This window comes from Mesorhizobium sp. IMUNJ 23033 (genome assembly GCF_044778005.1).
In the GTDB taxonomy this organism is placed as follows: Bacteria; Pseudomonadota; Alphaproteobacteria; order Rhizobiales; family Rhizobiaceae; genus Mesorhizobium; species Mesorhizobium amorphae_A.
This window is the reverse complement of sequence record NZ_JBJACT010000020.1, coordinates 76860-98747: the sequence shown is the minus strand read 5'-3', so window position 1 is coordinate 98747 and position 21888 is coordinate 76860. Positions and strand designations below refer to the sequence as shown.

The 21888-nt window shown below is 63.6% G+C and carries 18 protein-coding genes; 14 read left to right on the top strand and 4 right to left on the bottom strand.

All coding sequences use genetic code 11. The annotated features are described in order from the left end of the window. Positions 1 to 114: 114 nt before the first annotated feature. The 3 genes from ACFX5Q_RS21105 (at position 115) to ACFX5Q_RS21095 (ending at position 3364) form a co-directional block, all read left to right on the top strand. A complete protein-coding gene (locus ACFX5Q_RS21105) occupies positions 115 to 1428 on the top strand; it encodes an MFS transporter (protein WP_404281179.1) in 1314 nt (437 codons plus the stop codon). Positions 1429 to 1560: 132 nt separating this feature from the next. After that, positions 1561 to 2841: an ATP-binding protein gene (locus tag ACFX5Q_RS21100; protein ID WP_404281177.1), complete on the top strand. Its 1281-nt coding sequence runs from the start codon at positions 1561 to 1563 to the stop codon at positions 2839 to 2841. Beyond that, on the top strand, positions 2831 to 3364 hold the full coding sequence (locus ACFX5Q_RS21095; RefSeq protein WP_404281175.1) for a response regulator transcription factor: 534 nt from the start codon (positions 2831 to 2833) through the stop codon (positions 3362 to 3364). Before ACFX5Q_RS21100 ends, ACFX5Q_RS21095 begins: the two co-directional genes overlap by 11 nt. A 318-nt stretch (positions 3365 to 3682) precedes the next feature. Here the strand turns inward: ACFX5Q_RS21095 and ACFX5Q_RS21090 are convergent, their stop codons facing one another. The 3 genes from ACFX5Q_RS21090 to nanR form a co-directional block, all read right to left on the bottom strand. After that, positions 3683 to 4483, bottom strand: a complete 801-nt coding sequence (locus ACFX5Q_RS21090; RefSeq protein ID WP_404281173.1) for a sugar phosphate isomerase/epimerase family protein — start codon at positions 4481 to 4483, stop codon at positions 3683 to 3685. 60 nt (positions 4484 to 4543) lie between these two features. Continuing rightward, a complete protein-coding gene (locus ACFX5Q_RS21085) occupies positions 4544 to 5389 on the bottom strand; it encodes a phosphogluconate dehydrogenase C-terminal domain-containing protein (protein WP_404281171.1) in 846 nt (281 codons plus the stop codon). A gap of 154 nt (positions 5390 to 5543) precedes the next feature. Then, positions 5544 to 6254 carry a transcriptional regulator NanR gene (nanR, locus tag ACFX5Q_RS21080; protein WP_404281169.1) on the bottom strand — a complete coding sequence of 237 codons (711 nt, stop codon included), beginning with the start codon at positions 6252 to 6254 and terminating at the stop codon, positions 5544 to 5546. Positions 6255 to 6630: 376 nt separating this feature from the next. Here nanR and ACFX5Q_RS21075 point away from each other — a divergent pair, with 376 nt between their 5' ends. The 10 genes from ACFX5Q_RS21075 to ACFX5Q_RS21030 all read left to right on the top strand — a co-directional run bounded on the left by ACFX5Q_RS21075 (position 6631) and on the right by ACFX5Q_RS21030 (position 19741). Continuing rightward, positions 6631 to 7653, top strand: coding sequence for an ABC transporter substrate-binding protein (locus ACFX5Q_RS21075; RefSeq protein ID WP_404281167.1), 1023 nt, complete (start codon positions 6631 to 6633; stop codon positions 7651 to 7653). A gap of 168 nt (positions 7654 to 7821) precedes the next feature. After that, positions 7822 to 10305 carry an ATP-binding cassette domain-containing protein gene (locus ACFX5Q_RS21070; RefSeq protein WP_404281165.1) on the top strand — a complete coding sequence of 828 codons (2484 nt, stop codon included), beginning with the start codon at positions 7822 to 7824 and terminating at the stop codon, positions 10303 to 10305. Further along, positions 10302 to 11327 (top strand): ABC transporter permease, encoded by a 1026-nt coding sequence (locus ACFX5Q_RS21065; RefSeq protein WP_404281164.1) that lies wholly within the window; start codon positions 10302 to 10304, stop codon positions 11325 to 11327. Before ACFX5Q_RS21070 ends, ACFX5Q_RS21065 begins: the two co-directional genes overlap by 4 nt. Positions 11328 to 11442: 115 nt before the next feature. Then, positions 11443 to 12270 carry a phosphogluconate dehydrogenase C-terminal domain-containing protein gene (locus tag ACFX5Q_RS21060; protein WP_404281162.1) on the top strand — a complete coding sequence of 276 codons (828 nt, stop codon included), beginning with the start codon at positions 11443 to 11445 and terminating at the stop codon, positions 12268 to 12270. A 308-nt stretch (positions 12271 to 12578) separates the two neighbouring features. Further along, complete coding sequence (locus tag ACFX5Q_RS21055; protein ID WP_404281160.1) at positions 12579 to 13520, top strand: D-ribose ABC transporter substrate-binding protein; 942 nt, start codon at positions 12579 to 12581, stop codon at positions 13518 to 13520. Positions 13521 to 13599: 79 nt separating this feature from the next. Further along, positions 13600 to 14259 (top strand): DUF2291 family protein, encoded by a 660-nt coding sequence (locus tag ACFX5Q_RS21050; protein WP_404281158.1) that lies wholly within the window; start codon positions 13600 to 13602, stop codon positions 14257 to 14259. Next, positions 14256 to 15812 (top strand): sugar ABC transporter ATP-binding protein, encoded by a 1557-nt coding sequence (locus tag ACFX5Q_RS21045; RefSeq protein ID WP_404281156.1) that lies wholly within the window; start codon positions 14256 to 14258, stop codon positions 15810 to 15812. Before ACFX5Q_RS21050 ends, ACFX5Q_RS21045 begins: the two co-directional genes overlap by 4 nt. Then, on the top strand, positions 15805 to 16869 hold the full coding sequence (locus ACFX5Q_RS21040; protein WP_404281154.1) for an ABC transporter permease: 1065 nt from the start codon (positions 15805 to 15807) through the stop codon (positions 16867 to 16869). The genes ACFX5Q_RS21045 and ACFX5Q_RS21040 overlap by 8 nt, the downstream gene beginning before the upstream one ends. Positions 16870 to 16871: 2 nt before the next feature. Next, positions 16872 to 17906 carry a Gfo/Idh/MocA family protein gene (locus ACFX5Q_RS21035; protein ID WP_404281152.1) on the top strand — a complete coding sequence of 345 codons (1035 nt, stop codon included), beginning with the start codon at positions 16872 to 16874 and terminating at the stop codon, positions 17904 to 17906. Beyond that, a complete protein-coding gene (locus tag ACFX5Q_RS21030) occupies positions 17903 to 19741 on the top strand; it encodes a hypothetical protein (protein ID WP_404281150.1) in 1839 nt (612 codons plus the stop codon). The genes ACFX5Q_RS21035 and ACFX5Q_RS21030 overlap by 4 nt, the downstream gene beginning before the upstream one ends. Here ACFX5Q_RS21030 and ACFX5Q_RS21025 read toward each other — a convergent pair. After that, positions 19738 to 20451 (bottom strand): transcriptional regulator NanR, encoded by a 714-nt coding sequence (locus ACFX5Q_RS21025; RefSeq protein ID WP_404281148.1) that lies wholly within the window; start codon positions 20449 to 20451, stop codon positions 19738 to 19740. The genes ACFX5Q_RS21030 and ACFX5Q_RS21025 overlap by 4 nt on opposite strands. A gap of 185 nt (positions 20452 to 20636) precedes the next feature. On the opposite strand from ACFX5Q_RS21025, the gene oiaX reads away from it, so the two are divergent. Then, positions 20637 to 21887 carry a 3-oxo-isoapionate-4-phosphate decarboxylase OiaX gene (oiaX, locus tag ACFX5Q_RS21020; RefSeq protein ID WP_404281146.1) on the top strand — a complete coding sequence of 417 codons (1251 nt, stop codon included), beginning with the start codon at positions 20637 to 20639 and terminating at the stop codon, positions 21885 to 21887. The last annotated feature ends 1 nt before the right edge of the window (position 21888 follow it).

Genomic DNA, 21888 nt, shown 5'->3' with positions numbered 1-21888 from the left:
GTCCAATGCCGCAATCATGCGCCAACCGGCATCAAGGCATCTGGCCCGCGCACATGGCACGCGATCGCATCTGAATGTGGTGCCAGACGCGTCTCCCGGGCAACGGAGAACGCTGTGAGTCCAACTTCGAAGATCGAGGCCGACGCGAGACGCATCACCGCGCGCCATCATGAGGTGAACCCCGGCGAAATTGCGGTCGGCGTCATCATCGGACGGACATCGGAGTTCTTCGATTTCTTCGTCTATGCGATCGCTTCCGTCATCGTCTTTCCAAAACTCGTGTTTCCCTACCTGGATCCGCTAACGGGCACGCTTTACTCGTTTGCCATCTTCGCGCTCGCCTTCATCGCGCGGCCGTTCGGCACGACCATCTTCACGGCAGTCGACCGGGCCTATGGACGCAGCGCCAAACTGACCATCGCTCTGTTCCTGCTGGGCACCTCGACGGTGGCAATCGCCTTTCTTCCGGGCCATGAGCAGATCGGCTCGGCTTCGGCCTGGCTGCTGGCGCTGTTCCGCATCGGCCAAGGGCTGGCGCTTGGCGGCACCTGGGACGGGCTTGCCTCTCTGCTGGCGCTGAACGCACCGGGAAATCGTCGCGGCTGGTACGCGATGATCCCGCAGCTCGGCGCTCCGCTCGGACTGATCGTCGCAAGCGCGCTGTTTGCATTCTTCGTTGGCAATCTGTCGGCGGAAGACTTTTTCAGCTGGGGCTGGCGCTACCCGTTCTTCGTCGCTTTCGCCATAAATGTCGTCGCCCTGTTCGCGCGATTGCGGATCGTCGTGACGCCCGAATACACCAGGCTGTTCGAGAGCCGCGAACTGCAGCCGACCTCGGTGACCGAGACGCTGCGCGCGGAAGGCCGCACCGTCGTGCTCGGCGCCTTCGCGCCGCTGGCTAGCTTTGCCCTGTTCCACATGGTCACGGTATTCCCGCTGTCCTGGATATTCCTGTTCACGCGCGAAGGGCCGGCACGGTTCCTGGTCATCGAGACGATCGGAGCCGTCTTCGGTCTTGCGGCAATCGTGATCTCCGGCTTCGTCGCCGACCGGGTTGGACGCTGGCCCCTGCTGGGCGGATCGGCCATTGCCATCGCTGCGTTCAGCGGCTTTGCCCCGCAGCTTCTCGACGGTGGCTTCGTGGGAGAGTCCGTCTTCATGGTGCTGGGCTTCATCCTGCTTGGCCTGTCGTTTGGTCAGTCTTCCGGCGCGGTGGCATCGAACTTTTCCAGGACCTACCGTTATACCGGCGCGGCGCTGACCTCCGATCTCGCCTGGCTATTCGGCGCCGGCTTCGCGCCCATCGTCGCCCTGTTCCTCTCAAGCCATTTCGGACTGATCTCATCGGGCGCCTATTTGCTCTCAGGGGCAGCCTGTACCCTGCTGGCCCTCAGGCTGAGCCAGCGTCTGGACCGGACCGCTGCTTGAGTCGGAGGGTTCCAAGACTTTGCGCTGTCTCGCCCTGCTCGATCAAAGGCGGATCGGAAGCTTGGAGTTATCCCGACAAGCATATCGACCGATTGGCCATTAGATTGGAGTCGGCTACCGGAACGGACCTGCATGACCCTGCATGATAAAACCAACAAGCAGAATTTCCTGCTTCTGATTCAATTGCGCTGGATTGCGGTCGGCGGTCAGGTCGTGACGATTCTCTTCGTTCGCTACGGGCTCGGCATTGGCCTGCCGCTAACCCCTATGGCGGTGGTGATCCTGCTATTGACCGCGCTCAACATCGCCAGCCTGCTTCGGCACAGCAGCCAGGACGCCATCACCAACATGGAGCTCTTTCTCGGACTCTTGCTCGATGTCGCCGCATTGACTGTTCAGCTGTATTTGAGCGGCGGCGCGTCCAACCCATTCATTTCCCTCTATTTGCTCCAGGTCATTCTGGGCGCTGTGCTGCTCGAGACCTGGTCGGTATGGGCGCTGGTTCTGATCACCAGCGCGTGCTTCGTCGCGCTGACCAGCTTCTACCGGGAGATCAGCCTGCCGCATGCGCACGGTACCGGGCTGTTCAGCCTGCACATCCAGGGCATGTTCATCTGCTTCGTCCTGGCGGCCACGCTTCTGGTGCTCTTCATCACCAGGGTCCAGCACAACCTTCGCACCCGCGACGCGCATCTGGCCGATTTGCGCCAACAATCGGCGGAGGAGGATCATATCGTCAGGATGGGCCTTCTCGCCTCGGGCGCCGCGCATGAACTCGGCACGCCGCTCGCCACGCTTTCCGTCATCCTCAACGATTGGCAGCGCATGCCGACCCTCAAGGCCGATCCGGAGCTGACGCAGGAAATCCGTGAGATGCAGGGCCAACTGGATCGCTGCAAGAAGATCGTTTCGGGAATCCTGATGTCGTCGGGTGAACTGCGTGGCGAAGGAACCGTTCGCACCTCCGTGGATGCCTTCCTGGCGGAGCTGGTGGCCGAGTGGAGGTCGACGCGGCAGCCGCAAGGCTTCGAATACACGAACAGTTTCGGGTCCAACCAACAGATCGTGTCCGACCCGGCGCTCAAGCAGGTGATCTTCAATGTCCTGGACAATGCACTCGAAGCGTCGCCTCATTGGGTCGGGCTGAACGTCAGCCGTCACGAGGACAGTCTTGTCGCCGAAGTTGTCGACACAGGCCCGGGATTTGAAAAAGCCATGCTTGCGGAATTCGGCAAGCCTTATAGTTCGACCAAGAATCGGCCCGGCAGTGGGCTTGGCCTGTTTCTTGTCGTCAACGTCATCCGCAAGCTGGGGGGCAGCGTCGCCGTCAGGAACAGATCGGAGGGGGGAGCTTCGGTCACGTTGCATCTGCCGCTGGCTGCTCTGTCCCCAGGAGGCCACAATGCCGACTAGACGCGCGCTGTTGATCGTCGAGGACGACATCGCCTTTGCAAACGCGCTGCGCCGGTCTTTCGAACGGCGCGACTACGATACGCATATCTGCCAGAGTGTCGACGGTGTGCTGGCGCTCATCGGCACGGTTGTGTTTCGATATGCTGTCGTGGATCTCAAGCTTGCCGGCGGCTCCGGCCTCGAATGCGTCAAGGCGTTGCATGAACACGACCCGGAGATGAGGATCGTAGTCCTGACGGGTTTCGCCAGCATCGCCACGGCTGTCGAGGCGATAAAGCTCGGCGCCTGCCAGTATCTCGCGAAGCCCGCCAATACGGACGACATAGAGGCTGCTTTCGGCAAGGTCGACGGGGACGCATCAGTCCCGCTCACCGAACGGCACACCTCCATAAAGAACCTCGAATGGGAGCGCATCCACGAGACCCTTGTCGACACCGACTTCAACATTTCGGAGACGGCGCGGCGCCTCGGCATGCATCGACGAACGCTAGCGCGGAAGCTAGAAAAGAGACGCGTGACGTGAAAGAGCGAAATTAGGAAACACCAACGGCCGCGCGCTTCGGAAAAAATACCGTCAGTCCGCAACGCCCGATCTCTACGCCGGCACATGGCCAGCAGCGGTCTCGTGCCGCGATCCGTCTGATTTTGGTCATCTTCGTGCTCGCCCTCGCCGGCCGGCAGGCGATTGTGCGGCGCTCGGCTGCCGATCCAGCCGGCAACGACGATGCCACCGCCTCAACGGCAGGGCGGCCCCACCCATCCCTGCCATCCGCCGATCTTCAACGACGAGGCCGACATGGCGGCGAAGAAGGACCTTTCCGGGGCTCCGAACATTCGGGATTCAGACATCGCGGCACTTCGCGGTCTCCAGTGCGTTGACGAAATCCAGCGATCGTCGCAGGGCGCCGCGAATGCTCGCGATGTCGACAGGTGTCTTCAGGCGCTGGGGATCGTGGCGCCGCGGGCGCTCCAGTCGCAGCGGCAGTTCGATGCTGACCGGGAGCGTCGCCGGCAGGATTGCCCAGTAAGGTTTGTAGCCGACGGAGCCGTCGCCGACGGCACAGAATGTCCACCCTGCCCCGGTGCTGACAACATCCTTCAGATGGGCATGACCGACAATGTCGATGGCCGCCGCTATATCCTGCGCCGGCTGCAGGATCTCGCCGCTATAGGTGAAGACGTTGCCGGCGTCGTGGTTCAGCCGGACATGCGGCGAACCGATTTCGCGGATGAAGCCTGCCCCCGATGCAGCGCTGCCGAGCAAATCGCCACTACCATGTCCGGGGTTTTCGAGCGCCAGAACGATATCGGCTCGCTCCAGCCTCGGCAGAACGGCATCGATTGCTCGACGGATAGCCGCCCGGTTCATCATCGGGCCGGCATTGGTGATCAGGAAGGATGCACCAAGACCCGTGGCAAAGGCGACGCGCCGCGACAACGCATCCACCGCATCGGGCCCCGACAAGTCGAGATGGGCAGACACGGCATTGATCCCAAGCCCGGCATTCTCCGCCGTCTGACGCAGTCTCGACGCCTTGCTGTCGGTAAATATGCTTTCATCGAAATCGACATAGCCGCGAATGAAGGCCGGTTCGACGTGGGTGGCACCGGCCGCCGCAATTTCCTCGACGGCCAGTTCCATGGAATAGCCATCGAAGAGTACGGTCGAGACCGATATGGTGCGTGGCGTCGAAGGCAGCGCTCAGGCTCCCTTGCCATAGACGATCAGTTCCGATGCTTCCTTGACCTTGGCCGGCGACAGCGCCTCGCGCCAGTCGTCACGGACCACGACGCCCTTGGCGAACCGCATCAGGCGCAGTGCGGCATCGGATGGCACTTTCGGAGAGAAGCCGAACCACATGGCGATCTCGACATTGAGATGGCCGATCAGAAAGTCGAGGGCGGCCTTTCTGGGAATGCCGTACTTGCGCTCGCACTCCTCGACAGCCTCGACCATGGTGTCGACGAAGGGCATGGCCACCATTTCGGACAGGCCGGGCTCGAGGATCGCCAGCTGCTCGATGGTGACGCGGTGGCTGTCGATGATCGGCGACCACATCGCCTTGCACACCTCCTCGCCAAGCGCGTAGTGCTCTTCCGGGCCTTGCATCAGGGCGCAGACGATCGACTGCCTGGCAATGCCGCCATGATAGTCGCGGCGGGCCGCCCACTCCGTCTCGTCGCCGAACAAAGGCGGATGGCAGGGATGGCCGACAAAATAGGTCAGATCCGGACGATCCCTCGGCAGGTCGCCGGCGTAAGGTGCTGCGGCATCAAGGATGAGCAGCATGGTGCCTTTGGCCAGCATCGGCGAGATCTGCCGCGCCACCTGGCCGATGATGTTGTCCGGCAGGGCCATCACCACGACCTTGGCGCCGGGAATGCCATTCTCCATGGCGATGGCTTTGATGTCGGCCTCCGCCAGACGCTTGCGGCCCGCATCGCCGACTTCGACGGCACGGACATCGTAGCCCGCTTCGATCAGCTTGCGCGTCACGCGGAAGCCCATCTTGCCTCCCGCCCCAAGCAACGCCACGGATGTTGTCATTTGCTTCTCTCCCATTTGCCTTGACGGTGCGACGATGGCGCAGGTTCACCGAACGCTTGCAACACGGCCTCGATCATAGGCGAGGGTTAGCACCAAAAAGACATCATGTCATCATATGACTTTTTGCGGACAGAATTTTTTGCGACCCGGCTATTCAGCCGGCTCCGCCGCCGGCCAGCTTCGAATACAGCTCATTGGCGCGGCCAATGTGCTCGGCCATGGCGACGCTGGCGCCTTCGGCATCGCCGCCGGCGATCGCCTTGTAGATCCGCTCGTGCTCCTCGACCGTCAGACGCTCACCCTTCACCGCCACAAGGTCGCGCTTGAACCGGGACAACCACTCGAGCATTCCCTTCACCACCGCCGCGATCATCGAATTGCCGCTCATCTCGGCGATGACCGCGTGGAACTCCATGTCGGCGGCCACAAATCGCGCCTGGTCGCCCTTCGCGTCCCGCAAATGTCGCAGCGTCTCGGCAAGCCGTTCCAGGCTCCTGGCCGTGGCGCGTCGCGTGGCTATGCGGACAAGGCCGGTTTCCAGCAAGAGCCTGACTTCCTTGAGTTCTTCGAGGCCACGAGAGTTCGTCGCCAGCATCATGACCATCGCCGCCGAGACCTGATCGACGATCACCTCGGGCGTCGGGTTGATCACCCGGGCACGTTCTCCGTGCGAAATCCTGATGAGCCCCATCTGCTGCAGCGTCAGCATCGCCTCCCGGATCGACGGCCGCCCTACGCCGATCATCGTCATCAGCTCCTTTTCCGACGGCAATTGAGAGCCGGGCGGGAACTCGGAGGTCGAGATTGCCGCCATCAGTCGGTCCAGCACTTCGACATACAGCTTCTTCTTCTGGACCGGCTCCATCAGCCACCTCCGTGATCACTCGGCATATCGATCCCGAGTCGCCTCGATAGACAAGGTCCCTTCACCGATTGACATTACATATATGATGACCTAACGTCCATATATGATCGCGCGCCGAGATGCCATGCGCCCGCGAATGTGGTTGCCGGAGGAGGAGCCGGAACGGGAAGCGATCCTCCCGACTGGTTATGGGCAAACACGGAAACTGACAGGCCGCTTCGCTCTCGACACCGCGTCGAATGAAGTTCCGGTACCCGCTTGCCTATTTGGTATGCTGGTATAACATGTAGCTGGTATGGCGTCCTCCGGAAGGGACGCTACAACGGAATGGCAGGCGAGCCGGCCATGCTGGCCGGTGTTTTTGGGAGGAAATATCATGAAGTCTACAATCGTGGCGGCGCTTGCCAGCGCCGCGCTGGCGAGTGTGTGCGTGCTGCCGGCAATGGCATCGTCGGACAAGCCGGTCATCGCGCTGACCAATGCCTATTACGGCAACACCTGGCGTCACCAGATGGTGGAAGCGTTCGAAGCCTCGGCCAAGGAAGCCAAGGCCGCCGGGCAGATCGCCGACTACATCGTCATGAACGGCGACGGCTCGGTCGCGCAGCAGAACAGCCAGATCGCCGAATTGATCCTGAAGAAGGTCGACGTGCTCGCCGTCGACGCCGCCTCGGAGACCGCGGTCAACGGCATCATCGAAAAGGCCTGTAAGACCGGCATCATCGTCGTCTCCTTCGATTCGGTCGCCTCTGCGCCCTGCAACTACCAGCTCAATTTCGACTTCAAGGGCTACAAGGCGACCCAGGCCGAAGCCGTGTTCAAGATGCTCGGCGGCAAGGGCAACGTCATCCAGGTGCGCGGCGTGAAGGGCTCGGCGCCCGACAACGACATGTTCAACGCGCAGCAGTCGGTGCTGGCGAAATACCCTGATATCAAGGTGGTGGCCACCGTCTATGGCCAGGCGACCGCTTCGGTGGCGCAGGCGGCAATCGCCAACGTGCTGCCCTCGCTGCCGCATGTCGATGCCGTGCTCGGCCAGGGCGGCAGCGACGATGTCGGCATCGCCCAGGCCTTCGTTCAGTATGGCGGCGACTATACGGGCAAGATGCCGATCATCGAAGGCGGCGGCGGCACCGATTTCGTCAAATGGTGGGCCGACGAGAACGCCAAAAATGGCTACCAGACCGTATCGATGAACACGACGCCCGGCATCGGCGGCGCCGCCTTCTGGCTCGGCCTGTCGCTGCTGAAAGGCGCGCAGGCGCCGAAGCTGATGATCATGCCGGTGGCCACGGTCGATGCCAGCAACCTCAAGGAGTATGCGAAGCTGCCGGGCGGCCAGATCATCAGCCCGAGCTATTCGCTGGACTGGGTGAAGCAGAACCTGCTCAGCAAGTAACGCGACCAGACCACGGATCGGGCGCTGGCCTGGAGCGGTTCAGCTTTTATCGCTGGCCCGCTCCAGGTATTTGGTTTTACGCCATTCCGGACGGAAAACCGCTACGCACTTTTCCTGGAATTGCTCTAGGCCGCGCCCGATCTTGCCGTCGAAGAAAACGGAGGACGAATGTCCCAGCTTGCCGTTGCCGATCAGGATGATGCCGCCTCCACGGTGCCTGCCGCTCCTGCCCGGCCAAGCGTCGTCTCGCTCAGCCGGATCACCAAGAGTTTCGGGCCGACGCTCGCCAATGCGGGCATCGATCTTTCCGTCAGCGCCGGTGACGTGATCGGATTGGTCGGCGGCAACGGCGCCGGCAAATCCACGCTGATGCGCATCCTGTGCGGCGCGATGTGGCCGACGCTTGGGTCAATTTCGTTCGCCGGCGAGGAGCTGGATTTCACCGGCTACGACACCAACGAGGCGCAGCGGCGCGGCATCCGCATGGTGCACCAGGAACTGTCGCTCTGCGCCAACCTCTCGGTCGCCGAGAATTTCTTCCTCGAAACACCGGGCGAAGCGGCCAGCCGGCCCGGCTGGCGGGCGCTCTATCGCACCCGTGCCCGCGCGGCGCTCGACGCGGTCTTTCCCGGCAACGGCATCGATGCCGACGCCGAGGTCGACCACCTCTCCATCGCCGAACGGCAGATGGTTGAGATCGCGCGCGCCGCGGCAACGCCCGGCGTCAAGCTGATCGTGCTCGACGAGCCGACCTCCTCGCTCGACCTCGACCGCTCGAAGCAGTTGCGCGCCTTCGTCCGCGAGCGGGCGAAGGCCGGGCTCGCCTTCATCTTCATCAGCCACAAGTTGCAGGAGATCATCGACATCGCCACCGAAATCGTGGTGCTGCGCAACGGCCGCACCGCCTGGCAGGGCAAGGTCGCGGACGCTTCGATCGCCGGGCTGGTGCAGCTGATGGGCGGCGACGCCAATCCGGTTCACCAGCATAGCGTCTCCGCCGCATCCTCCCAGGATGTGCTGGTGCGGCTCTCCGGCCCGCTGACGGCGGAACTCGGCCACGACATCGACATCGTGCGCGGCGAGATCGTCGGCCTGGCCGGGCTCGAGGGCAGCGGCCAGAAGGAATTGCTGCACGCGATCTTCGGCACCGGCCGCAAGCACGATGCAGCGGTCGTGAGGCGCGCCGAGGCGAGCTTCATCGCCGGCGACCGGCAGAAGGAAGGCGTCTTCCCGCTGTGGAGTGTGCTTTCAAACATCAGCATCGGCGCGCTTGCCCGCCGCCCGGCACTCGGCCTGGTTTCGGAGCGCGCCAACCGCGATACGGCGAGCGGCGCCGCCAGCAAGCTGCGGCTAGACGACAAGCGCTTCCAGTCCAACATCACCGAACTCAGCGGCGGCAATCAGCAGAAGGCGCTGGTCGCGAGGGCGCTGGTCGCCGATGCGCCGATCGTCCTGCTCGACGATCCGACGCGCGGCGTCGACATCGCCACCAAGCAGGACTTTTATCGGCTCTGCAACGAGATCGCGCGCGGCGGCCGCACACTGGTCTGGCACACGACCGAGGACGCCGAACTGCTCGCCTGCGACCGGGTGCTGGTCTTTGCCGGCGGACGCATCGTGCGGGAACTTTCGGGCGAAGCGATCACGGAATCGGCGATCGTCGGCGCCTCCTTCACCCAACCGACGGACAAGCTCGCCGACGCCGGGCCAAAGGTGCCGACGGCTGCCGGACTTGCCCGGTGGCTGGTGAACGCGGCACCCTTCATCGGGCTTGCCGCGGTGCTGGGCATCATGATCTCGGCCAATCCGGCGGTCGCCTCGATCTTCGGCCTCGACCTGCTCCTGATGCCGGCGCTGTCGCTGGTGCTGGTGACGGCGGCGCAGATGTTCATCGTCGGCGGCAGCGAGATCGACCTTGGCGTCGGCGCCTTTGCCGGGCTGGTCAGCGTGCTCAGCGCCACGCTGCTCTACGACCAGCCATGGCTCGGCGCGCTGGCGCTGGCGGCCGCGCTCGCCGCCTATGCCGGGCTCGGCGGCCTGATCCAGGCGCGCAAGATCCCAGCCATCGTTGTCACGCTCGGCGCTTCCTTCATATGGGTTGGGATCGGCTATGCGCTGCAGCCGACGCCGGGCGGCGCCAGCCCCGACTGGCTGACGACGCTGTTCGGCTGGTCGGTCGGCTTCATGCCGACCTCGATCATCCTCATCGCCGCCGTCGCGCTGATCGTGTTGGTCATCGACCGGCTGCCGCTCGGCGTGGTGCTGCGCGGCTTCGGCAACAACCCGACGGCGATGATCCGCTCGGGCTGGTCGCCGACGCGCTACGCGCTGGTACGCTATCTCATCGCCGGGCTGTTCGCGGGTGCCGCCGGCCTGTCGCTGACGGCGATCAACACCGCGAGCGACATCAACTCCGGCAATTCGTTCACGCTGCTCAGCGTCGCCGCCGTGGTGATGGGCGGCTGCTCGCTGCTCGGCGGCATCATCTCGCCGGTCGGGGCCATCGCCGGCGCGATGACGTTGTCGCTGATCGGCGCGCTGCTCGGCACGCTCAACGTCAGCAGCGACTACAACGCCGCCACGCAAGGCCTGATCCTGATCGCGCTCTTGACGCTGCGCAGCCTGACCGCCGACCGCAGGAGCGAACAATGAACGCTCTGACCACCTTCAGTATCTGGGCGCAGAGGAACCGTTGGATCTGGGCGGCGATCGGCGTGCTGCTTCTGTGGCTCGTTCTGTCGGTCGTCACCAACCGCTTCAGCCTGTCCAGCCTGTCCGGCATCATGCTGTCGGCGTCCTTCCTGACCATCGTCGGCATCGGCCAGATGTTCGTGGTGACGACCGGGCGCGGCAATATCGACCTCTCCGTCGCCTCGGTGATCACGCTCAGCGCCTTCGTGGCGCTGCTGACCATCAAGGGGCAGGATGCCAATCTCGCTATCGGCGTCGCCGCCGCCATCCTGCTCGGCCTTGCCGTCGGTGTGCTGAATTCGCTGCTGGTCGTCGGGCTCGGCATTCCGGCGATCATCGCCACGCTGGCGACCGGCTATGTGCTGGCGACGGCGACGCTGCTGTCGAACCGGGCGATACCGGGCTTCGCCGTCAGCCCGGCGCTGAAGACGCTGGCGAGCGGCCGCGTCTCCGGCGTGCCGATCATGGCCATCATCGCGATCCTCGGCGTGGCGGCGACCTCCTTGGTGCTGCGCTACACGGTGTTCGGGCAGTTGCTGTCGGCGGTCGGCCAGAACCGCGCCGCCGCCCGGCTCGCCGCGATCAGGAATGGAAGGGTGATCGCGGCGGCCTTCATCATCTCCTCGGTGCTGGCCTCGCTCAACGGGCTGCTGCTCGGCGCCTATATTGGTGGCGCCTTCCTGGAGATGGGTCAGCCCTATCTCCTGCAGTCGATCGCCGCGGTGGTGCTCGGCGGAACGCTGATCTTCGGCGGTTCGGCGACGGCCGTCGGCACCTTGTTCGCCAGCATCCTGCTCATCCTGATCGTCACCACCATGCAGATCATCGGCCTGCCGCCCGGCGCGCAGGACATCGTGCAAGGCATCGTCGTCATCTTCGTGCTGGCGTTGGCGGGCCGGCAGGCGATGGTGCGGCGATCAGCTGCCGATCCCACCGGCAACAACGACGCTGCCACCGCCCAGACAGCAGCGCGGCAGTCATGACAGGCACCGCATTTACCGCTACCCGATTGCCAAAATCTGGTAGTGTGATTATACCAGTTGATAAGTTGACGACAGGCGAGACCCGTCGCCGCAGAGATCAGGAGTAGTGGACCAGATGACAACGATTGCGCTGTTCGGTGCCGGCGGGAAAATGGGCTACCGCCTGTCGACCAATTTTCGCGGATCGCCCTACACGATACGCCATGTCGAGGTGAGCGAGGCCGGCCGCGAACGGCTGAAGACCGGACTGGGCTTCGATGCGGTCAGCGCCGACGAGGCGCTGAACGGTGCCGATGTCGTGATCCTGGCCGTTCCAGACACGCATATCGGCAAGGTGGCGCAGAGTATCGAAAGCAAGCTTGCGCCGGGCACGATGGTGGTGGTTCTCGATGCCGCCGCACCCTTCGCCGGCCATCTGCCGAAGCGGCCCGACCTGACCTATTTCGTCACCCATCCCTGCCATCCGCCGATCTTCAACGACGAGACCGACATGGCAGCGAAGAAGGACTTTTTCGGGGGCGTCAAGGCCAAGCAGCATTTCGTCAGCGCGCTGATGCAAGGGCCCGAGGAGGACTATGCCAAGGGCGAGGAAATCGCCAGGATCATCTGGGCGCCGGTGATGCGCTCGCACCGCGTGACGGTCGAACAGATGGCTCTGCTCGAGCCCGGCCTTTCGGAGACCGTCTGTGCCTCGTTGCTGGTCGTCATGAAGGAAGCCGTCGACGAAGTGGTCGCGCGTGGCGTCGACCGGCAAACCGCGCTCGACTTCCTGCTCGGCCACATGAACGTGCTCGGCGCGGTCATCTTCGGCGAGACCAAGGGGGTGTTCTCGGACGCCTGCAACAAGGCGATCGAGTTCGGCAAGCCGGTGCTGATGCGCGACGACTGGAAGCGCGTCTTCGAACCGGAAGAGATTGCGGCGAGCATCCAGCGGATTACCTGAGGCGCGTCTTGCCTTCTCCCCTGTGGGAGAAGGGATGAACTCAAGTACACATCATCTGAATTAGTGGTTGACTCATCATACCAGTTGGCTTTAGCTAATGACTGGCTCGGATCGATCATCCCTCGCTGGAAAATCGAAGCCGGGACGAGTGGAGGATGGCGGGGAACGGGAGCGTGGATCGGCTCGGATGAAAGCCGGCGAACGGCTTTTCAAACCCGAGCAACGCGCTGCCTGCACTGCCTGACGAAATTCGATGCAGACAGAGGCCTTGGTCGATCAAGGCACGGTTTTTTCAACGGGAGGACTTCATGAAACTCACTCGCAGAATGACGCTTGCGGCTTTTGCCGGCGTGCTGGCGCTCGGCACGGCTATGCCTGCCTATGCGGCGGATCTCATCGCCATCATCACGCCCTCGCACGACAATCCATTCTTCAAGGCGGAAGCCGTCGGCGCCGAAGCCAAGGCCAAGGAGCTCGGCTACGAGGCACTGGTGCTGGTCCATGACGACGACGCCAACAAGCAGTCGGAGCTGATCGACACGGCGATCGGCCGCGGCGCCAAGGCGATCATCCTCGACAATGCCGGCGCCGACGCCACCGTCGCTGCCGTGCAGAAGGCCAAGGACGCCGGTATCCCCTCCTTCCTGATCGACCGCGAGATCAACGCCACCGGCGTTGCCGTGGCGCAGATCGTCTCCAACAACTACCAGGGCGCCCAGCTCGGCGCACAGGAATTCGTCAAGCTGATGGGCGAGAAGGGCAATTTCGTCGAGCTGGTCGGCAAGGAATCCGACACCAATGCCGGCATCCGCTCGAAGGGCTATCACGATGTCATCGACGACTATCCGGACCTGAAAATGGTTGCCCAGCAGTCGGCCAACTGGAGCCAGACGGAAGCCTATTCCAAGATGGAATCGATCCTGCAGGCCAACCCCGACATCAAGGGCGTGATCTCCGGCAACGATACGATGGCGATGGGCGCTTATGCGGCACTTGCCGCCGCCGGCCGCAAGGACGTCATCGTCGTCGGCTTCGACGGGTCGAACGACGTGCGCGACTCCATCACCTCCGGCGGCATCAAGGCAACGGTGCTGCAGCCCGCCTTCGCGCAGGCGCAGATGGCGGTCGTGCAGGCCGACGACTACATCAAGAACAAGAAATCTCCCGCCCAGGAAAAGCAGTTGATGGACTGCGTGCTGGTCAATGGCGACAATGCCAAGAAGCTGGAGACCTTCGCGCTCACCAACTGAGCCGGCGTCACATCAATCGCAAGGGACGGACCTCCGGTTCGTCCCTTGCCTCCATTTTCGTGGGTGCTTCCTGACCGCCATGCCGAACAAGCTGACCTGGTTGAGCTTCGCCGTGCCAATTCTTGCCGGACTGGCCGGCCTCGGGCTCACCGCCTGCAAGATCCTGCCGACGCCGTCGGCGCAAAACGGCGGCACAGCACCGGCCTTCAATCCCGACAAGATGGTTGAGGATATCTGGACGGCGAAGGTCATTCCTTACCTGCAGCAGAAGAGCGGACCGTTCTCCGAAGTGCACGCTCTGGCCACCGCCGATCCGGCCGCCGCTGGCGCCAAATACGGCAACCCGAAGAAGCAGGCAAACTCACCCTGGACCTTCGCGGTGCGCCTGGAGGGCAAGACCGTTGCGGCAAATACCCAGTCACGCGCGGCGACCATCGATGTCGACGTCGATGGCGACGGCAAGGCGGATGCGCGGGTGCAGATCGGGCCGGCGGTGCGGGGGACCGCGCTGCGCGACAGCCTCGACTTCATCCAGTTCAACGACTTCACCAACCAGATCGACTTCGCCCAGTTCGGCAAGGCGTTCAACAGCTATGCCGACAAGACTGTGCTGTCCAAGCTGCCGCGCGAGTCCCTCGAAGGCCGCAGCGCCAAGGTGCTCGGCGCCTACACGCTGGGCAGCGGCCAAGACCTGCCGCTGGTGACGCCGGCGGAGGCAGAGATCGGGCCGAAGCCATGAGCGCGGCCGGCGAACACGATGTCATCCTGAAGCTGGAGGTTGTGTCAAAGGTCTATTCGGGCACCGTCGCAGTCAAGCATGCGAATTTCGAGGTGCGCAAGGGCGCGGTCAACGTGCTGGTTGGCGAGAACGGTGCCGGCAAGTCGACGCTGATGAAGATGATCGCCGGCGTCGAGAAGCCGACTGCCGGGCGAATTCTACTGGAGGGCGAAGAGGTCTCGTTTTCGTCATCCGGCGACGCGGTGAACCGTGGCATAGGCATGGTGTTCCAGGAGCTGAACCTGTTCGGCAATTTGAGCGTCGCCGAGAACATTTTCGCCACCCGCGAAATCACCAATCGGTTCCGCAAGATCGACCGCAAGGAGCAGGAGCGTCGCGCCGCAGAGTTCCTCGAACGGCTGCAGGCCGGCATCCGCCCGGACATGCTGGTCGAGGATCTGCGCATCGGCCAGCAGCAACTGGTCGAAATCGCCAAGGCGGTCTCGCTCGATGCGCGCATCCTGATCATGGACGAGCCGACTTCGGCGCTTAGCGCGGCGGAAGTCGAGATCCTGTTCAAGGTGATCGCCGACCTCAAGGCGCGCGGCGTCGCCATCGTCTACATCTCGCACCGGCTGGAAGAGTTGATCCGCATCGGCGACTACATCACCGTGCTGCGCGACGGCCGCATCACCGGCCAGGAGCAGATGAAGAATGTCGATACGCAGTGGATCGTGCGGCAGATGATCGGCTCCGACGCCAAGGATTTCGCCAAGGCCGACGGCCATCTGCCGGGCGAGGAAATATTCCGTGCCGAAGAGATCTGCCTGCCGCGCGCGACCGGTGGACTTGCCGTCGACCATGTCTCGCTGTCGCTGCGCGCCGGCGAGATCTTGGGCATCTACGGCCTGATGGGCGCCGGACGCAGTGAACTGTTCGACTGCATCATGGGCCGTCATGCGCATTCCACCGGTTCGATCTTCATCGCCGGCAAGAAGGTGCGCGAGCGCGACACGACGCGGCGCATCCGGCGCGGCCTGGCGCTGATCCCTGAAGACCGCCAGCGTGAAGGGCTGGTGTCGATCCTTTCGGTCGCCAGCAACCTGACGCTGGCCAGCCTGTCGCGCTTCGCCCGCCTGTTCCATATCCGTGGCACCGAGGAAAGACAGGCGGTGACCGGCATGGTGCGCGAACTGGCGATCAAGGTCGCCGACCCGGCGCAGGAGGTCTCCTCGCTGTCGGGCGGCAACCAGCAGAAGGTGGTGATAGGCAAGGCGCTGCTCACCGGACCGAAAGTGCTTTTGATGGACGAGCCCAGCCGCGGCATCGATGTCGGCGCCAAGGCCGATGTCTTCCGCACCATGCGCAAGCTTTCGCGCGATGGGCTCGGCATCCTCTTCGCCACCTCCGACCTCGACGAGGTGATGGCTCTGTCCGACCGGATCGCGGTGATGAGCAACGGAAAACTGACCGGCATGTTCGATCGCGCCGAGGCGACGGAAGCGGCGATCGTCGCCGCATCGGCGCTCGGCCACGGACCCGCGGGGCATAGGGAGATGAACGCCAATGACTGACATTCCGGCCAAGGCGGCTGCCCCTTCCGCGTCCAGCGGCTCCGTGCTTTTGACGCTGATGAAGCTCAGGACCTTCATCGCGCTGATCGCCGTGCTGGTGTTCTTTTCGATCGCGGCGCCGAACTTTCTGTCGGCGGCAAACCTGATCCTGATGGCGAAGCACGTAGCGCTGAATGCCTTCCTGGCGATGGGTATGACCTTCGTCATCATCACCGGCGGCATCGACCTCTCGGTCGGCTCGATCGTCGGCCTGTGCGGCATGGTCGCCGGCTACCTGGTGCTGAACGGCATCGACCTGCAGATTGGCTACACGATCTATTTCAACGTCGTCGAGATCGCGCTGATCACGCTTGCCGTCGGCATATTGATCGGGGCGGTCAACGGGCTGCTGATCACCAGGCTCAACGTCGCGCCCTTCATTGCCACGCTCGGCGTGCTCTATGTCTCGCGCGGCCTGGCACTGCTGTCATCCGACGGTCGCACCTTCCCCAACCTCGTCGGCAAGCCGGAGCTCGGCACCACCGGCTTCGGCTATCTCGGCGCCGGCAAGCTGCTCGGTCTGCCGGTCTCGATCTGGATCCTGATCGTCGTTGCCCTGGGGGCCGCCTATCTCGCAAAGTACACGCCACTTGGCCGGCACATCTTCGCCGTCGGCGGTAATGAGCGGGCGGCGCGGATTTCGGGCGTGCGCGTCAACATGGTGAAGATGTTCGTCTACATGTTTTCCGGCTTCTGCGCGGCGATCGTCGGCCTGATCATCTCGTCCGAACTGATGGCCTCGCATCCGGCGACAGGCGAAAGCTTCGAGCTCAATGCGATTGCGGCGGCAGTGCTCGGCGGCACTTCGATGTCCGGCGGGCGCGGCACGATCGGCGGTACCATTGTCGGCGCCTTCGTCATCGGCATCCTGTCCGACGGACTGGTGATGATGGGGGTCAGCTCGTTCTGGCAGATGGTGATCAAGGGCCTCGTCATCATCGTTGCCGTTGTCGTCGACCAAGCGCAGCGCCGGCTGCAAAGCCGCGTGACGCTGATGCAGATGGCGAAAGTGAGCTGAGCATGGGTGAACTGCGCGGAGCGCTGATCGGTTGCGGCTTCTTCGCCGTCAACCAGATGCATGGCTGGCGCGACATCGACGGTGCTTCGATCGTTGCCATCTGCGACCGCGATCCGGAGCGGCTCAGGATCGTCGGCGACCAGTTCGGCATTGCGAAGCGCTACACCGATGCGGCTACGATGTTTGCGATCGAAAAGCTCGACTTCGTCGACATCGCCACGACCGTCGGCAGCCACCGGCCGCTGGTCGAGTTGGCGGCCGCCAACCGCGTTCCGGCGATCTGCCAGAAGCCGTTCGCGCCGACGCTGGCCGACGCCAAGGCGATGGTCACGGCCTGTACGGAGGCCGGCGTGCCGCTGATGGTGCATGAGAATTTTCGCTGGCAGTCGCCGATCCAGGCGGTACGCACCGTGCTCGACTGCGGCGAGATCGGCACGCCGTTCTTCGGCCGGATCTCCTTCCGCTCGGCCTATGACGTGTTTTCCGGGCAGCCATATCTGGCGACCGGAAAACGCTTCATCATCGAGGATCTCGGCATCCACATAATCGACATCGCCCGCTTCCTGCTGGGCGACGTCTCGGCGATCATCACGCGAACCGCACGCATCAATCCAAAAATTGCGGGCGAGGACGTCGCGACAATGCTGATGGATCACGACAGCGGCGCCACTTCGGTTGTCGATTGCAGCTACGCGACGAAACTTGCCACCGAGCCGTTCCCGGAGACGCTGATCGAGATCGACGGCAGCGACGGCACCATCCGGCTGGCGCAGGGCTACCGGCTCACCGTCACGGGCAAGACCGGAACTGTGGTGAGCGACGTCTCGCCGCCGCTTCTCCCCTGGGCATCGCGTCCCTGGCGCAACATCCAGGAAAGCGTCGTCGCGATCCAGAAGCACTGGGTCGACTGCCTGGCGACAGGCATCGAACCCGCGACCTCCGGCGCCGACAATCTCAAGACGTTCGCACTTGTCGAGGCGGCCTATATGGGCGCCGCGAGCCGCGAATCTGTCCATCTCGACACTTTGCTCAAATGACTGCCGATCCGTTCCACCTCTACGGCACGCAAGCGGTGGAAGCCGAACCGGTCCGGCTCAGTGCCGGCGCGCTCAGCGCCGACTTCGTCAACGGCAATCTGCGCACGATCCGCCATGACGGCACCGAAGTGCTGCGCGCCATCGCCTATATCGTGCGCGATCGCGACTGGGGTACTTATGAGCCCGAACTGACCGGCCTTGTCATCGACCAGCGGCCCGACGCCTTCTCCGTGAGCTATTCAGCAAGCTGCGCAGGACCGGGCGGAAGCCGGCTCGCCTTCCGCGCCACCATCAAAGGCTCTGCCAACGGCGAGCTGGTGTTCGACGTCGACGCCCTCCCTGACAGTGACTTCGAGACCAATCGCTGCGGCTTCTGCATCCTGCATCCGATCGTCGGCCTCGCCGGCAGTTTTGTGACGGTCGAACATACGGACGGCAGCGTTGTGGATACGAAGCTGCCGCTGCTGATCGATCCCTGGCAGCCCTTCAAGGATATGCGCGCCATCACGCATCAAGTTCGTCCGGGCGTCAGCGCCGAGTGCCGGATGGAAGGCGACGTGTTCGAGATGGAGGATCAGCGCAACTGGTCCGACGCCTCCTACAAGACCTATGTGCGGCCGCTCGCATTGCCATGGCCATATGTGTTGCCTGCTGGCGAGCCGATGCACCAGACGATCAGCCTGCGCATCGCCGGCGACACCAAGGTGGCTGCCGCGACAGCGAACGCCGGACCGGTCCGCGTCGAGCTTGGCGAAGCCGGACCAAGGCTCCCTGATGTCGGCGTGGTCATCTATCCCGAGGACGTAGAGTCGGCGCTCGCGCAATTGCCGATGCTGTCGAAGCTCGGCCCGCAAGAACTCCTTCTCCACTACGATCCAACACGCGGCCATGGCCTGGAAGCCTTGCATGCCCATGCTCGGCTTGCCGCCGCCTATCCGGCCCGGGCAACGCTCGAATGCGTGGTCGCCTGCGCGGGCGACCTCGACGCCGAACTCGCCGATGTCGCCGACATGGTGCGTCGGGCAGGTTTGCGGCTCAATGCCATTGCCGTCTCGCCCTCGGTCGACCGGCGGTCGACGCCGCCGGGCAGCGCGTGGCCTGAGTGCCCGCCGCTCGAAGACGTCTATGCCGCCGCGCGCCGTGCCTTCCCTGACATGCGCCTTGGGGGCGGCATGTTCAGCTATTTCACCGAGCTGAACCGCAAGCGTGTTCCCGCCAACGAGCTCGATTTCATCACCCATTGCACCTGCCCCATCGTGCATGCCGCCGACGATCTCAGCGTCATGCAGTCGCTGGAGGCGCTGCCCTTCATTACCCAATCGGCGCGGGCGATCTTCGGAGAAAGACCCTACCGGATCGGGCCGTCGACGATCGCCATGCGCCAGAACCCTTATGGCGGCGCGACCAAGCCCAATCCCGGGGGCCAGCGCATCGCCATGGCCAATCGCGACCCGCGCCATGCCGCCCAGTTCGCGGCGGCATGGACGATCGGTTATGCAGCGCGTGTCGCGCCGGCCGGGCTGGGGGTGCTGACACTTTCCAGCTTCACCGGGCCGTTCGGCGTGCTCGCGGCATCCGGAGAACCGGTCGCCGAAGGATCGCCGCGGCCGATCTTCCAGGCCATCGAGGGGCTCTGTGAACTGGCTGGCCTTGCATATGTGGCGGCAAGGACAAGCGACGAGACCAAGGTGCTGGCGCTGGCCGGCCGCACCGCTTCGGGCGAGACCATTCTATGGCTGGCCAACCTGACGGCAGACGACGCGCCGGTCGACATTTCAGCACTTGGCCGAAGCCAGCTGATGCTGACGCCTTACGCGATCGCCCGAATCGGCTAGTTGCCGGAATTCATCACATAGAGGGCGCGCGAACGTTCGAGGTGCTTGATCATCGCCTTTTCGGCGCCATCGGCATCCTTCTTCTCGATGCGGCCGATGATCTCTTCGTGCTCGGTCAGCGTGAACTGTTCCTTGCCGGTCCAGATCAGCATTTCGGTGTGGTATTCCTTCAGCCAGCCCAGCATGGCTTCGCTGACCGCGACATAGATCGGGTTGCCCGAAATCGCCGCGATCTGGGTGTGGAACTTCATGTCGGCGGATATGAAAGCTTCGGAATCGCCGCGAAAACTCCGCTGTTCGGCAACGGTGGCGCGCAGCCGTTGCACGTCTTCGGCGGTGGCCTTTTCGGCAGCTTCCCTGACCATGCCACGCTCGAAAAAGATGCGCGCAGTCTTGAGGTGCTCAAGCGTGTCCTTCGACGACGACAGGATGATCTTGGCCGCGCCATCGACCTGCTTGATGATCGACTTGGCGGTCAGCTGCAGCACCTTGGCACGCTCGCCATGCGAGATCGCCACCAGCCCCATATTGCTCAGCGCCTGCATCGCCTCGCGGATCGCCGGACGGCCGACCTCGAAGCGCTCCATCAGCTCGCGCTCGGAGGGCATGTCGTCGCCCGGCATCAGTTCGCCGCTGGTGATCAGCCGCTTCAGCCGCAAGAAGACTTCGTCGGAAAGCTTGCGCCGGACGATCGGTTCCGAACGGTTCATCGTCGCGAATCACTCCCTTGACCCGGCCCTATCTAACACCGCCGACGCAATTCCCGGAATTGCTGTCGCTCGACCCGAGCTGAAACGTCCAGCCGGATATTGCTTGCAATACTTATGTACTCATTATACCAGATTTCGAGCAGCGGTGAACTTTTTTCGAACGCCTCGGCCTGAGACTGCGGACCATGATAACCCTCACCTATCGCATAGAGACATCAGGCAGCATCGAGGCGCTGGCGGCCAAAATCGCCAGCGACCAGTCGACCGGCACCTTCGTTTCGCTGCCCGGGGAGACCGAGGAGTTGAAGGCGCGGGTGGCGGCGCGCGTGCTGGCGATACGGCCCCTACCCGACGCCAAGCGGCCATCCATTCCTGAAGCGGGCAACGGGCCGTTCAAGCGCGCCGATGTCGACATCGCCTTCCCCTTCGATGCCATCGGCACCGACCTCGCGGCGCTGATGACCATCGCCATTGGCGGCACTTATTCGATCAAGGGCCTGTCCGGCATCCGCATCGTCGACATGAAGCTGCCCGAGCAATATCGCGGCGCCCATCCCGGCCCGCAATTCGGCGTCGCCGGCAGCCGCAGGCTGACCGGGGTAACGGACCGCCCGATCATCGGCACCATCGTCAAGCCGGCGCTGGGGCTGAGGCCGCATGAGACGGCCGCGATGGTGGGCGAACTGATCGAGGCCGGCGTCGATTTCATCAAGGACGACGAGAAGCTGATGAGCCCCGCCTACTCGCCGCTGGCGCAGCGGGCGAAGGCGATCATGCCGCTCATCCTCGACCATGAGCAGAAGACCGGCAAGAAGGTGATGTATGCGTTCGGCATCTCGCATGCCGACCCCGACGAGATGATGCGCAATCACGACCTGGTGGCGAAGGCCGGCGGCAATTGCGCGGTGATCAACATCAACTCCATCGGCTTCGGCGGCATGGCTTTCTTGAGGAAGCGCTCTGGCCTGGTACTGCACGCCCACCGCAACGGCTGGGACATCCTCACCCGCCATCCCGGTCTCGGCATGGATTTCAAGGTCTGGCAGCAGTTCTGGCGGCTGCTCGGCGTCGACCAGTTCCAGATCAACGGCATCGCCTCGAAATACTGGGAGCCGGACGACTCCTTCATCCGCTCCTTCGAGGCGGTGACGACGCCGCTGTTTTCGCCTGATGATTGTGCGCTCCCGGTAGCGGGCTCCGGCCAGTGGGGCGGGCAGGCGCCGGAAACCTATCAGCGCACCGGCCGCACGGTCGATCTCCTCTATCTTTGCGGCGGCGGCATCGTCAGCCATCCGGACGGGCCGGGCGCTGGCGTGCGCGCCGTGCAGCAGGCCTGGAAGGCGGCGGTCGATGGCATTCCGCTGGCGGATTTCGCCAGGAGCCATGTCGAACTGGCACGGTCGATCGAAAAGTTCGGCAACGGCAAGGCGGCCTGAA